This window comes from Maridesulfovibrio spiralis (SeqCode) (assembly GCF_048571135.1).
Lineage (GTDB): Bacteria > Desulfobacterota > Desulfovibrionia > Desulfovibrionales > Desulfovibrionaceae > Maridesulfovibrio > Maridesulfovibrio spiralis.
In genome coordinates, this window is record NZ_CP182344.1 from 3,376,300 (window position 1) to 3,389,917 (window position 13,618).

At 46.4% G+C, this 13,618-nt stretch carries 14 protein-coding genes; 11 read left to right on the forward strand and 3 right to left on the reverse strand.

The window, feature by feature from the left end; all coding sequences use genetic code 11:
* Positions 1-6: 6 nt before the first annotated feature.
* The 4 genes from ilvN (at position 7) to infA (ending at position 2,561) form a co-directional block, all read left to right on the forward strand.
* Complete coding sequence (ilvN, locus tag ACNI29_RS15120; RefSeq protein ID WP_419779205.1) at positions 7-489, forward strand: acetolactate synthase small subunit; 483 nt, start codon at positions 7-9, stop codon at positions 487-489.
* Positions 490-618: 129 nt separating this feature from the next.
* A complete protein-coding gene (ilvC, locus tag ACNI29_RS15125) occupies positions 619-1,608 on the forward strand; it encodes a ketol-acid reductoisomerase (protein ID WP_419779206.1) in 990 nt (329 codons plus the stop codon).
* A gap of 281 nt (positions 1,609-1,889) precedes the next feature.
* Positions 1,890-2,156 carry an RNA-binding regulator gene (rbp, locus tag ACNI29_RS15130; RefSeq protein WP_419779207.1) on the forward strand — a complete coding sequence of 89 codons (267 nt, stop codon included), beginning with the start codon at positions 1,890-1,892 and terminating at the stop codon, positions 2,154-2,156.
* A gap of 186 nt (positions 2,157-2,342) precedes the next feature.
* Complete coding sequence (gene infA / locus ACNI29_RS15135; protein WP_320008717.1) at positions 2,343-2,561, forward strand: translation initiation factor IF-1; 219 nt, start codon at positions 2,343-2,345, stop codon at positions 2,559-2,561.
* Positions 2,562-2,652: 91 nt separating this feature from the next.
* Here infA and tsaA read toward each other — a convergent pair whose 3' ends face one another.
* Together tsaA and nhaB are read right to left on the reverse strand one after the other, a co-directional pair.
* Positions 2,653-3,051 (reverse strand): tRNA (N6-threonylcarbamoyladenosine(37)-N6)-methyltransferase TrmO, encoded by a 399-nt coding sequence (gene tsaA / locus ACNI29_RS15140; RefSeq protein ID WP_419779208.1) that lies wholly within the window; start codon positions 3,049-3,051, stop codon positions 2,653-2,655.
* Between the two features lie 418 nt (positions 3,052-3,469).
* Complete coding sequence (nhaB, locus tag ACNI29_RS15145) at positions 3,470-5,092, reverse strand: sodium/proton antiporter NhaB (protein ID WP_419779209.1); 1,623 nt, start codon at positions 5,090-5,092, stop codon at positions 3,470-3,472.
* Between the two features lie 450 nt (positions 5,093-5,542).
* On the opposite strand from nhaB, the gene ACNI29_RS15150 reads away from it, so the two are divergent.
* The 5 genes from ACNI29_RS15150 (at position 5,543) to ACNI29_RS15170 (ending at position 10,427) form a co-directional block, all read left to right on the forward strand.
* Positions 5,543-5,740, forward strand: a complete 198-nt coding sequence (locus ACNI29_RS15150) for a hypothetical protein (RefSeq protein ID WP_419779210.1) — start codon at positions 5,543-5,545, stop codon at positions 5,738-5,740.
* A gap of 52 nt (positions 5,741-5,792) precedes the next feature.
* Positions 5,793-6,899: a hypothetical protein gene (locus tag ACNI29_RS15155; protein WP_419779211.1), complete on the forward strand. Its 1,107-nt coding sequence runs from the start codon at positions 5,793-5,795 to the stop codon at positions 6,897-6,899.
* 290 nt (positions 6,900-7,189) lie between these two features.
* Positions 7,190-9,310: an EAL domain-containing protein gene (locus tag ACNI29_RS15160; RefSeq protein WP_419779212.1), complete on the forward strand. Its 2,121-nt coding sequence runs from the start codon at positions 7,190-7,192 to the stop codon at positions 9,308-9,310.
* Between the two features lie 204 nt (positions 9,311-9,514).
* Positions 9,515-9,844: an STAS domain-containing protein gene (locus ACNI29_RS15165; protein WP_419779213.1), complete on the forward strand. Its 330-nt coding sequence runs from the start codon at positions 9,515-9,517 to the stop codon at positions 9,842-9,844.
* A 91-nt stretch (positions 9,845-9,935) separates the two neighbouring features.
* Positions 9,936-10,427 (forward strand): YajQ family cyclic di-GMP-binding protein, encoded by a 492-nt coding sequence (locus ACNI29_RS15170; RefSeq protein WP_419779214.1) that lies wholly within the window; start codon positions 9,936-9,938, stop codon positions 10,425-10,427.
* A gap of 56 nt (positions 10,428-10,483) precedes the next feature.
* Here ACNI29_RS15170 and ACNI29_RS15175 read toward each other — a convergent pair whose 3' ends face one another.
* A complete protein-coding gene (locus ACNI29_RS15175; RefSeq protein WP_419779215.1) occupies positions 10,484-10,954 on the reverse strand; it encodes a hypothetical protein in 471 nt (156 codons plus the stop codon).
* Positions 10,955-11,481: 527 nt separating this feature from the next.
* On the opposite strand from ACNI29_RS15175, the gene ACNI29_RS15180 reads away from it, so the two are divergent.
* Both ACNI29_RS15180 and ACNI29_RS15185 read left to right on the forward strand, forming a co-directional pair.
* Positions 11,482-12,417: a hypothetical protein gene (locus ACNI29_RS15180; RefSeq protein ID WP_419779216.1), complete on the forward strand. Its 936-nt coding sequence runs from the start codon at positions 11,482-11,484 to the stop codon at positions 12,415-12,417.
* A gap of 30 nt (positions 12,418-12,447) precedes the next feature.
* Positions 12,448-13,554 carry a hypothetical protein gene (locus ACNI29_RS15185; protein ID WP_419779217.1) on the forward strand — a complete coding sequence of 369 codons (1,107 nt, stop codon included), beginning with the start codon at positions 12,448-12,450 and terminating at the stop codon, positions 13,552-13,554.
* Positions 13,555-13,618: the final 64 nt, after the last annotated feature.

Consider the following 13,618-nt stretch of genomic DNA (forward strand, 5'->3'; position numbering starts at 1 on the left):
GAAGTAATGAGACATACTTTATCCGTGACAGTTGAAAACGAGCCCGGGGTTCTTTCCAGAGTTGCAGGACTGTTCAGCGGGCGAGGATTCAACATCGAATCTCTCAACGTAGCCCCCACCCTTGAGGAAGGGGTTTCCCACATGACTATCACAACCATCGGCGATGAGCACATCGTTGAGCAGATTGTTAAACAGCTCCGCAAGCTGGTAACAGTCATCAAGGTTGTTGATATGCTGGAACACAAGGCTGTTGAACGTGAAATGGTCCTCATCAAGGTTAACGCCGAGGATGCAAAACGGGCTGAAATTCTACGTATTGTAGATATTTTTCGCTGTAAGGTCGTTGATGTGAGTGTCGATGAGTTATCTATCGAAGTCACCGGCGACCATGAGAAAATACAAGCCCTGATCAACATGCTCAGCAGGTTTGGTATTAAGGAAATTGCCCGCACAGGCACCGTCGCCATGAAGCGTGCCCTGCAAGTTTAGGTCAAAAATTTCACAAACATTTCGGCACAGGAGTGCCCTCCGGCTGGCTTTTATATCAAGGCGAGCCGCCGGGAAACTATTCACAAGTTTCGTGTCCGAATTAAAGAGAACAACATCTAGGAGAAAGCAATGAAAGTTTATTATGAAAATGACGCTGATCTTAATCTGCTCAAAGATAAGACAGTTGCAATTATCGGTTACGGTAGCCAGGGCCACGCCCACGCACAGAACCTTCGTGATTCCGGTGTTAAAGTTGTAGTTGGCCAGCGTCCCGGTGGTGCAAACTACGACCTCGCTAAAGAACACGGTTTCGAACCCGTAAGCGCTGCTGAAGCAGCTGCACAGGCAGATCTTATCATGATCCTTCTGCCCGACCAGGTACAGGCTGAAGTCTACAAAAATGACATCGCACCCAACCTGAAGTCCGGCGACGTTCTTGCTTTCGGTCACGGTTTCAACATTCATTTCGAGCAGATCGCTCCTCCTGCGGACGTTGACGTTATCATGGCTGCGCCTAAAGGTCCCGGCCATCTCGTACGTCGTACCTACACTGAAGGTGGCGCAGTTCCCGCTATCATCGCTGTAGATCAGGATGCTTCCGGTAAAGCTTTCGATATCGCTCTTGCTTACGCAAAAGGTATCGGTGCTACCCGTTCCGGCGTTCTGCAGACAACTTTCCGTGAAGAAACTGAAACTGACCTCTTCGGTGAGCAGGCTGTTCTTTGCGGCGGTCTTTCCGAGCTGATCAAAGCAGGTTTCGAAACTCTCGTAGAAGCTGGTTACAAGCCTGAAATCGCTTACTTCGAGTGTCTCCACGAATGCAAACTGATCATCGACCTCATTTACGAAGGTGGTCTCGCCAAAATGCGTGATTCCATCTCCGATACCGCTGAGTACGGTGATCTGACCCGCGGTCCTCGCGTTATCAACGAAGAAAGCCGCAAGGAAATGAAAAAGATCCTCAAGGAAATCCAGCAGGGTGAGTTCGCAAAAGAATTCATCAATGAAAACATGACCGGTAAGGCTCACTTCAGCGCAATGCGTCGCATCGGTAAAGAACACCAGATCGAGCAGGTCGGTGGTGAACTTCGCAAAATGATGAGCTGGCTCAAGAAGTAACTGCCCGCTCTCAATAGATATTATGGCCCGCGTAGAAAAAGTTATATTTAAATAACCTTTTTTGCGCGGGTCTATTGCTCTTTTATCCTTAGTGGGGTATGGGGCTACATAGGCTACCGGATTTCAGCCGAATATCATAGATTGTCTTTATAGGTATTTTGTTGATGGCTGGTTATCTCAGCGGGTTTCTGAGAGCAGCGCATGTCGTAAAAGAATTTATTAGTTCATGAACGGCGGTCTGGTTTTGTTTTAAGTTCTAACGATTTATGGAGTTTTTTGAGATGTCGAAGAACATTTACGTGGGCAATCTTCCCTGGAACTCTTCCGAGGAAGATGTGAGGGCAGCTTTTGAAGAATTTGGTGAAGTTATTTCTGTTAAACTCATCAATGACCGTGAAACCGGCCGCCCCCGTGGATTCGGTTTTGTTGAAATGGAAGACGAAGGCGCTATTCAGGCTATCGAGAGCCTCGATGGTACAGACTTTGGCGGCCGTAATCTGAAAGTAAACGAAGCCCGTCCCCGTGAACCACGTCCCAGACGCTGGTAATTTGTTGCGAATTGGTATAAAGCCCCTTTGGGCTGGTGAGAACATGTAATTCTCGCTTGAACCATTTTGTACCTAAAGACAGTCTTGATGTTCCCGAATCCGGGAAAATCTAAAATTAAGCCCGCTGTCGCTGATGCGTAAGCGGGCTTTTTTTATGTAACGAATTAAATAATAAGAGGAATAGTTTTGGCTAAAGAAGAAGGCATTTCAGTTAATGGTACTGTGGAAGAAGCTCTCCCTAACGCAATGTTTCGCGTAGAGCTTGAGAATGGTCACGAGGTTCTGGCTCATATCTCCGGTAAGATGCGTAAATTCCGCATCAGAGTTATGCCCGGCGATAAAGTTACCGTTGAGCTTTCCCCTTACGATCTTACTCGCGGCAGAATTACTTACCGTCCCCGGTAGTAACTACCCGAGATTTCACGATACCTGTATCGATGGAATACCCCATGCGGGGTCGGTCCTTCTGTAACCGACCCCGTGGGATGGGGGGATTCTATTTGTGACGCTGGACATTTTTTATGTCGATCAGCGGTGTTCCGTCTATGGCTTCCATAGGACGGACTTTTATTTTGAAGCCGTCAATTTCTGTGATCGTAACCGGATGGAGTCCAATCGGATTGGGTCTGTCCGGTGAACGGGTGGTAAAAACTCCGCGCTTGGGGCGAGTTTCGTCTCCGCGTGGATGTACGCGTTGGCATTCACGGTCAGCAGCATGCAGCCAGCTAAGTAAAACAACTTCACTCCCAACGGACATGCCGTCCATTGCATCTTCATACTCTTCCTGAATCTCCACGATAGCCTCTATGCCGCCCTCGTTGCCCTGCTTAGGAGCTTCTTCACGTGTTTTGATGTCTGAGCGCAAGTAGCCTATAATTTTAAGTGTAGTGTTCATTGTGCCTCCGGCGGCCCTTTCGGGGAACCCTGCCGGGAGTCTCAAACCCTTTTTATTGCGCCCCTTCCTGGGGCTTACCCCTTCGGGGCGGTGCCTTTAGGCACCGGGCAAATCCGCTTTCCTGCGAATTTGTGTCAAAAGGGTTTAAGAATCCCAAAACCTTTTATTGGTATTAGCCTGGTTCGTTTTAGAAAATGATATTTGTTTTCAATGAAATAAAGCTTTTACTTATTCATGTCTAGGCTGGGACATAAAAAAGCGGGTAACCTGATGATCAGGTTACCCGCTTTTGAGTTTATATCTCGGCGAAGCCTAGCAAAAGTTTTGGGAGAGTCCAGAGAACCTTTTTCCAAAAAAGTTCTTTGGTCCCCGAAGGGACCGTCGGTAGACTCCCCGAAGGGCCGCCGGAGGCATTCTTCTAAAGAAACCAGTCAACGGCAAGCAGACCTGCGATGGACATGGTGATAGTGTAGGGCAGTGCCAGCATGACCATTCTACCGTAGGACAGTCTGATAACCGGAGCCAGAGCACTGGTCAGTAGGAAGAGGAACGCGGCCTGTCCGTTAGGAGTAGCAACGGAAGGGATGTTGGTTCCGGTGTTGATGGCGACAGCGAGTTTATCAAGCTGCTGCATTGCAGAAGCAACCTGCGCACCTGCAGCCTGGGGCAGGGTGGCGATTACATCTGCGCGTACTGCGTGGGGATCGGTGAGTTTGGCCATCAGTTCCTGACCGCTCATACCGATACCGGGGATAGCATCAAGCACGTGTACGAAGTGCAGCTTGGTTTCGGATATGTATACAGTTGCAACGAATACGTTATCGGAAATGGCGGAAAGAATACCGTTGGCGATGTAGTAAGCCATAAGCTGGGTTTGGCCCTGCATGCTTAGTACGTATTCGATAATGGGCTTGAAGAGCTCCTGAGAGTGAATAACGGCAACAACGGCGAAGAAAACAACCAGCAGTGCGGTGAAGGGCAGTGCTTCTTCAAATGCGGGGCCGATACGGCCTTCTTCGATAACACCGGTGAAAGCAGTCAGCAGGACGATGACGGAAAGACCGACAATACCTACAGCAGCAAGGTGGAGAGCCAGTGCAATAATCAACCAGACACCGATTGCGGCCTGAATGATAAGTTTAACTTTACCGGCCTGTCCCTGTTTTTCTTCTTGACGCATGGCTTCTTCGAAAAGGAAGGAGCGGATGTTGCCGGGCAGGGTGAATCCGTAGCCGCAGATTTTGAACTGTTCTGTGAGCAGGCAGGTGACCAGACCTACAAAGAATACAGGCAGGGTAACGGGAGCTACATTCACAGCAAAGGGAATGAAGTGCCAGCCCATTTCGTGGCCGATGAGCAGGTTCTGGGGTTCGCCGACGAGGGTGCATACACCGCCGAGAGCGGTACCTACTGCGCCGTGCATCATCAGGTTGCGCAAAAAGCCGCGGAATTCTTTAAGCTCTTCGCGGTTTTTCTCTTTGAGATGCAGCTCGGAATCAAGGGAGTGAGAGCCTTTGTCGGCTCCGCTTGAGACGTATTTGTGGTATACGCTGTAGAATCCGTAGGCGACTGCCATGATAACAGCGGTTACGGTCAGGGCATCAAGAAATGCGGAAAGGAAAGCTCCGGCAAAGCAAAAGAGCAGGGATATCAGCTTTTTGGAGCGGACGTTTACCAGAATGCGGGTGAAAGTGAACTGCAGGAAGTCCTTCATAAAGTGGATACCCGCTACCATGAAGATCAGCAGCAGAATAACTTCAAAGTTATGGTGTGCTTCATTATAAATGGTTTCTGGAGTTGTGAGACCGATAATTACGGCTTCCATTGCAAGTAAACCACCTGCGGGCAGGGGATAGCATTTCAGGGCCATGGTCAGGGTGAAGATGAATTCAGCAATCAGAACCCAGCCTGTAACAAAAGGTCCCGCAGTGACCATGAGTATGGGGTTGATGACCAAAAAGGCAATGATACACAGTTTATACCACATCGGGGCATGGCCCAGAAAGGTATTAACAAAGGTCTTAGACATTGGTTGTGTCATAGTTTCTCTCCATTCGCTTAGATCTGTAAAACAAAAGAATACTTAAGATTCGCGTCCGACATATCCCGATATGTGATGTGTTCTTGGCTTGGGTCGCGGGAAATGCATAAAGCTGAAGTCGGGCTGCTGGTCATGCCGCATTCATGACATTGCTGGCGTACAACCGGAGCGGCTGCACTGATATCAGTAAGTAAGGGGGGTGAGGATTCCCCTATCCTTCGGAGGGGTTTATATTCCTGAGTTGAACGGATGTCCAGTTGTGAAGTGTTAAATTATAGTATTATGTTATTTTTTGTTTATAACTGGGAATTATTTCACAAAATGCTGATAAGTTTCGATTTATTGAACACTATTGGCCTTAAAGAGAGACTCTTTTCCATTTAGTAGGTGACACTGGTTTTTATATAATGGTATCCTGAAGTAAGCAATTGTTGGAAAAATGGGGGCCCCATGGATTTTGAAAATATTTTAACATTGGTCGCGGTTGCGGCAGTAATTCTGGTTGTACTCAAATTCAAGAAAAAAAATCATCATGGTGGTAATCAGCGTAATAAGTCTGACCACGATGAGTACTATGACAATGATGACAGGAATGATAGCTCCGGCAGTAGTGATTCCGGTAGTGACGATTCCGGTAGTGACGATTGATTATTACTTTGAATGAAGGTGGCTTCTGGTGAGATTTTTTATCGGTCTATTGATGAGCATTATAGTATTTGTTTCCTCGGCCCACGCTTCTTCTTTGGAAGATGTATGGAGCGAGGTTCATCCCTTATTGTCTGAAGCTGTTTCAGAGCTGGATTTGCGTGGCAGTGTGCCGGATTCATCATGGAATCCATTGAAAGCGGATAAGGGTAGTGTTGATAATAAAATAAATGATCTTCTGGATGAATGTATCGAAATACTCGGTATCTCCGGCATGTCTGAGACTAAGGATGCCATTCGGGATTTGCAGAATGATTCTCGCTATTGCCGTGAAAAGATCGCGGAATTGAAAACTGAGCGTTTAGCGGCACCAAAGGAGGTCAAGAAATGGGAAATATGGAAAAAGGACGTAGCTGCTATCGATGATAAAATTAAAGAGCTGACCATCCGCGAAGAGGAGAACGGAAAGCGGGTGGACAACATGATTGATGTTCTGTTGGAGGAAATGCGCAAGATTGGCATGAAGGTTGACCGGGAGCAGGTGGAAACGCTTGTCTACAGCGTGACAGGAGATGACGATGTGCGGCTCGTGTCTGTCTTCAATAATGTAAAATTAATTACGGCTGAGTTGCAGCGACTGACAGCTGAGGCCAATGAAAATATTGAAATGGCTAAGCGGTATTATGGCATGCACACGCTCCTGTTACGCATTCTGCTCAATCTCTATGAGAATTATGAACGCAAAATTGATGATGTGTATCAGATCAAGATTGCGGAGATTATACGTAAACAGGAAGAACTGATCCAACGGACTTTAGAGAAGATCAACAGTGAACCGCCCAAGTATAGGGGAATTTACAAAACAAATCTTGCTGCTCAGGGGCTTACCGTGCGTACAGCTAAAATGTACGGGCAATATCTGGCTAAGAACCGTGAACGCATAGCAGGCGCACGCGAAGGTATCACCCATGAATACGATGTGGCGTTCAATACGTATGAAACCGTGCAGGGAGCGCACAGTCTCATTGTACTTATGCGCAATGCCAATGCCATGCTGGACCGGATTTCGGAATTGCAGACGCCTGATTTGATGGTCTTTCAGAATTCGGAGATGAAGAATGAGTTTATAAAACTTACCAATCGTCTGAATTCTCAGGATTAAAAATACAATTATCGATAAAGATATGGTTATTTTGAGTGTGGTTTTTTTGATGGATTGATGGGTTATTGATTTGATTTATAAATATCAGTGCCAAAGTGTTATTGTTTTTTTGAAAGAGTTGATTTTTATTCTGAGTTGTGTCTCTTATTTCATAATTGTTGTGTAAATTTTGAGAAATGTAGAACCAACGGGATGGTATGCGCAATTCAGGGTTGGAGACAGTTGATGGGAAGTCGGCTGTATTTGGATATTTTGCCTATTTGAATGTGATTATGGATAAGGTCGCCTCTATGACTTTTTTCAGAGTTCTGAAAAGAAGTCAGTTGCAGGTGTTTCCTTTGATTGTTGTCGGAGCTGTTCTTCTCTGCATTTTAAATTTTCCTTTTCAGAATATTATCGGTGAAATTCCTGAGTACTACAGGGAATTGTTGACCGATGTTGTCAATGGTACTTATGGAGTTGCTGCATTAGTTATGTTATGCAGCATGAGTTATAATTTCGGCGTTATGCATAATAAAAAGGGGTCTGCTGAATACATAAGTCCAAATCTTTTTGTTGTAATTTCATTGTCTTGTTTTTTTATTTTGCATGGTGAGGTTGATTTTCTTACTTTTAGTGAAATAGCTTCGCTGGGTAAGGGTATTGCGCAGGCTTTCTTTGTCTCTTCTGTCGCGAGTTTTTTGTTACATAAATTTATATGTTTGGGGCTGCGCATTCCTGTTTCCGGTGCCGGATATGATCTTTATTCACGCGAAATTCTGTCTCTAATTCCTGCATGTGTTGCAGTGATTATGTTTTTTGCTCTGCTTAAGAAGATGTTTATGCTCTTCGGGTTCAGCAATCTGTATGAGCTTAAGGAGTACATTGTTTTCGTCGTAGTCGGTGTTACGGATTCTGAATTTCTAAATGGTTTATTTTACACTCTTGGCTCACAGTTACTCTGGTTTTTCGGGGTTCACGGCCCCAACACCCTGTCATTTTTCGACAGTACACTTTTGGCTTCCAATATGGACGCCAATTTGGCGGCGATGCAGCTTGGTGGAGCTTCCCCTCATATTCTGACCAAGGGGTTTCTCGATTGTTTCACCATGGTCGGCGGGTCCGGTCTTACCTTGAGTCTGCTGATAGCAATTTTTCTGAAAGGACGAGATTCCGGGATCAGGAAAATTTCATTTCTGGCATTGCTGGTCTGCATCTTTAATGTCAACGAGCCTCTGCTTTTCGGTATTCCACTGATTCTGAATCCTGTTTACGCCATCCCTTTTATTTTCGTTCCGGCTCTGACTTACTGTCTTGCATATCTTGCGACACTTATCGGGTTCGTGCCGGTGATAACCAATGCGGTGCACTGGACGACTCCTCCTTTATTAAATGCCTATCTTGCCACCGGGGCCTGGAGCGGTGTTCTGATGCAGGCATTTGTGATTATGCTTGGTGTAGCCATTTACACGCCGTTCGTGGTCGTTTTCGATATGGTGGTCCGTAAGCAATATGAGCAGGGGATGGACGAGGTGCTTGCTGCTGCCCGTTCCGGTTCGGAATTTTCCGGATATAAATGTATCGGTCTTTCCGGATTTGAGGGTTTTATCGCACGTTCGCTGGCTTATGATTTGCGTAATGCTATTCGCAATGAAGAACAGCTCTATATGGTTTACCAGCCGCAGGTGGATATCGATGCAGGGGATATTGTAGGTGCTGAAGCTCTCTTGCGCTGGGAACATCCCTCATATGGGAATATTTCCCCCGAAGTTGTTGTTGCTCTGGCTGAGGACATGGATTGCGTTAATCAGCTTACTTATTTCGTTCTAAAGGAATCCTGTGCGCAGCTAGGTGTATGGCATCATAGATGTGGTGATGATTTTTTCGTTTCCGTTAATTTTACGCCTTCGCTATTTGCTGATGAAAATCTTGAAGAAAAGGTAGCTTCGATTATACGCGAAGCTTCTGTCCCGGCCCGCTGTCTTGAAATTGAAATAACTGAATCAGTTGCTATGACGTCCAGCGACCGGGTCCTTGCCACTTTGCATAATCTGCGCAGGCGGGGGATACGGATTTCAATTGATGATTTCGGTATGGGGCACACGTCTCTTCGCTATCTGCGGGAATTACCTATCGATAAAGTTAAAATTGACCGGTCCCTGACCTTTGGATCGCTCAATGATGTTAACAGGCACATTGTCACCAGTATTTTGAGCCTATGCAGAAATATTAATATGAAGGTCGTCGTTGAAGGCGTGGAGGATGACTCCCAGCTCGCCCGGTTGCGGCAGATGGGGGGAAGGTTTTTTCAGGGTTACTATTTCAGCCGTCCTGTTTCCGGCGAAGATTGTATATTCTTCATAGAAAAGTGGAAGAGGCTGGAGCTTGAGAAGGACGACTCTTTCGAAGCTAGAGAGTTGCTCTGGGTATGATCCACAAGTGACAGTGTTCGGGATAAATCGATCTTTTGTGCTTTGGGCGCTGCAGAAATATAACTGCTTTTAATCTCGAAATAATAATAGATTGCTCTGTGTGGCGATGGGTGCTAAAAATACCAATGCGAATGTTTCGGAAGCAGCGTGTTTTCGACGTTTTTTATAGGGGCGGGGTAAAATTTAGCTGTGCGGGAGCGAAATATGGTTTTGGCTCAGGAAAGGGTCGGGGACTTCGTCGTTCTGCGAGTTGATGAACACAGGGTTGATGGCGTTAATTCAATGACTTTACATGAGCAGGTTTCCAACCTTGTGGGCGCCGGTGACCGGAAATTTGTACTGGATCTTTCTTTGGTTGATTTTATGGATTCCAGTGCTCTTGCGGGTCTTCTTCCCGCTATTCATGAACTGCCCGATGAAGGGTGTTTGTTACTGGCCGGGCTGCATCCAAGGGTTAAAGAGATATTCAGGCTTACCAAGCTCGACACCATTTTTGATATCTATCCTTCTGTCGATGAGGCACTCCTATCCTGAAAGCAGGTAAGTTGGGGCTTGACTATGTCTTTTGGATTGTTAGATTACAGGCGAATCCAGACCGCAAGTAATTTTTTATGGAGGATATACCATGCCGTCTTTTGATATCGTCAGCCAGATCGACGCACAGGAAGTCGACAACGCTGTTAACAACGTGCTGAAGGAAGTTGATACCCGCTATGATTTTCGCGGAGTTAACACTGAAATTACCCTGAACAAGAAGACCAACACAATCAGCCTTGTGACCGGGGATGAGATGAAGATCAAAGCCGTCAAGGACATGATGATTACTCATTTTACCAGACGTAAAGTTGATCCCAGATCCCTCGATTTTGGAAAGTTTGAGCCTACCTCTAACGGCCAGCTCAAGCAGGAAGTAAAGCTTAAAGAAGGTATCGATAAAGATACTGCCAAGAAAATTGTTAAGCTGATCAAGGGTGCTAAAATGAAGGTACAGGCAGCTATTCAGGACGATCAGGTTCGCGTTACCGGTAAAAAACTGGATGATCTGCAGTCTGCCATTTCTCTTGTAAGGGATTCCGATTTCGACATGCCTTTCCAGTTCGTTAATATGAAAAAATAGATTTAGCTTTATCTAGCTGAAAATAGAACCGCCATGAGATTGCTCATGGCGGTTTTTTATTTTGTATTTTTACAGTGTTCCTCGTAGCTGGTCACGGTCTCCATTATTTCCCGGCAGGTATGCTCTCCTTGCCTGCGAACCAGTTCCGGGTCAGCATTGCAGGCTATAAGCCTGTCCAGCTCCACTTTCTCCGGGTAGTCATCCAGGCATTCCTCTTCAACGGTCATTTTGTCCGGTTTTACATCAACTGTTTCCTGAATACGGAAACCGATTGAATTGCATAAATGGTTCAAGGCGGCGATTACCAATTCCCGTTCACCTTCTTTGTCCAGTTCGCTGAAGAGAAGATGCAGCCTGTCCAGCGGGTTGCGTTGGTGGTCTTCGTTTAGAGGAGAGGAGCAATAGCGGTTAATCTGGGTCTGGCCCCGTGAAAATATTTTTTGCAAACAGGTGGCACCAAGAGCATCACGGGAGCACTGCATCATTTCCCATGTTTTGGTGGCATTATTTGTTTTCCGCGATTTCATATGAAAAGACCTTTGTTTATTAAGTTGTTATGGGGTTGTTTGCGATAGTGCATAAAATTTGAGCATGCGTAGGTTTTATGTGGCTATTTTTACCCTCGCTTTTCACTTCTAATAGTTTCAATATAAAAAACGTGGATAAATATCACTTGTATGTGTTATACATAAAACATGCCTTTTTTCAATATGGACACATGCAAGCCAAACTGTTCGCTGGAGGGGGGATATGAAGCGAGATAAGTATAACATACAGGAATGTTTTTATTTTTTAAAACTGGTTTGACTGTAGTTAGTCACTATAATGATATTTTAAGTCTACGGTGTGCCGGCGGCAGGCAGGTAGAAACTATCATGGAAATCAAATAGTCTTGCATAAGCTTAGTAATATAAGATAGATAGGTTTGGAGGGTATGCATCGTAATTTCAGTTGGTTATGCTTTTGGATTCAAAGGTTTGCGTTTCTAGAAATCGTCCCGGCTTCGGGAGTCGGGCAAAAATAATGTAACCACTTATTTTTTAAGGAGAGTGACATGAGGAAAACAATACTGCTTCTCATCGCCATAGTCTGCTTTTTTGTAGCACCGTCAATGGCGCTTGCAACTGACCTGCCGAGAGTTATGATTGTCGGGGAAGATGTTGACCCTGATACCGTCCCCCGTAACTCCCGTGTTTTTAAACGTGTGCTTAATGCAATTTCCAATGAAATGGTTAACCTCGGCTTTGATGTAAAAGACGAAACCGCATTGACCCACATGACCCATGTTCAGGGACGTGCCAGACGCAATGATGCTGAACTGATCCAGATCGCCAAGGATGCCGGTATTGATGTGCTCTGTATTTTCAGTATTTACCCCAATGCCAAGACCAACCAGAACAGCGTAAGGGTTACAGCACGTATCGAAGGCCGTCTGCTTTCAGTATGGGACGGTTCCAGACTCGGTAATTTTGAATCCGAACCGCAGCAGTATCAGCTTGTTCCCAGTCCCTACAGCCGCAATGATGTTCTTGAAGCGGTGGGTAAGCTCTCCAAAATTATCGGTGCCGATGTTGGTGCTGTGCTCGCGGACCGTCTCGGTCAGTATCATCCGGAAGGCGGAAGTTACTCTGATGGCGGCGGCTCCGGTTCGGGCGGCGGTTCCGGTGTCGGTTCCAGCGGGCGTCTGCTTGAATGGACTCTTGTCTTTGACGGGTTCAGTGACAACGATATGCTCGACGTTGAAGATTACATCACCATTTTTACCGGTTATGACAGTCACAGACCTAAGAGCAATGCTCTGAATACTTCTTCCCACCACGAGTTCTGGTACAAGTCTTCCATCGATTCCGCGCACCTGAAGCGTAACATGGTTCGCATGCTCAAAAAGCTGAATATGAAGGGCCGTGTCTACATTTCCGGTAACGAAGTGAAGATCGTCAAGCAGCATCGTGTAAAGCAGCGCAGGAAGCAGAGCAACAGTGAATGGTAGGTTAGCTTGCCGTAAAAATATGAGGTCTGTATGTCCTTAGTAAAATGTTACTCTCATGTGGTTGCGATTTCGCTGGCAATATTGCTGGCAGCCTCCACGGCATTTGCCGTGGAGGCCACCGGCGAGGGAATTGACCGCCAGCAGGCGCTCAATTCCGCTTTGCGTACTGCAGTTGAAATGCAGATCGGAACAGCAGTGGCATCGGATTCAATCGTGGAGTCCGGGGTGCTGGTCCGGGACGAAATAGCAAGTCATTCCAAAGGGTATGTCACTTCTTATAAGGTATTGGGAGAAGGGGCCACTGCTGACGGTTACGCCATTACCATTGATGCCGTAGTCGACAGTGAGCTGTTGTATTCCGATTATACCACTCTTGCGATCCTGCAAAAGATGTCAGGTCTGCCCAGACTGCTCATTTTCGGTTCCGGGGCCGGATTTGATTCCGTTCCTCAGGAATCAATGAAAGAACTTGTGCATGCTGTTTCGCGGACTTTCAGCGAAAAGTTCCAGTTTGAAGTGCTCGACTGGCCCATGACCCGCGCTAAATACAGTGAAATCGAAGGTTCCATGAGCTTGAAAAAGGCAGCCAAGTTCAACAGGCTGCTCAAGGCTGACTATGTGGTTACCGTGGAGCTTGAACTGCCGCGTGACGCCAATCCGGTGATGCATATGACTTGTGTGCGGATATCAGACGGTCTCAAGATCGGCGAGGTGCGTCGTCCGGTAGAACAGTATGTGAGCCTTTCCGGCAAGCCTGCTGAAGTTTACCGTCGTGCTGTTGAAGCAGCCAAACCGGAGACTTACTGGGCATCTGTTCGTATTGCGCGTGAATTGCTTGATAATATGGAATCCGAACTGGATCGCGGCAAGGGCTTCCGTTACTCGTTGACCTTCCTCGGATTTCCGGAGCTACCTTCCGTATGTTCAGTCCTTGAGGATATTCCCGGTTTTGTGCGCAAGGAAATCAAGCGCCAGAAAGGTATGAATATGGAAGTTACTTATTGGTCGACACTGCGTGCTGAAAATCTTTTTAAGCGTATCTCCACCGCTCTTAAAGATGATGGTGTGGAAAAGTTTCAGAGCAGGATGGAAGGTAGGAGCATGAAGTTTCGCTGGCAGAACCCCGAGGGGTTTTAGCCGGCAATTAAGCAGCGGGGGATGAACTAGCCGGTTTTTACCCTCGCTTGTATAAATTGTTGAT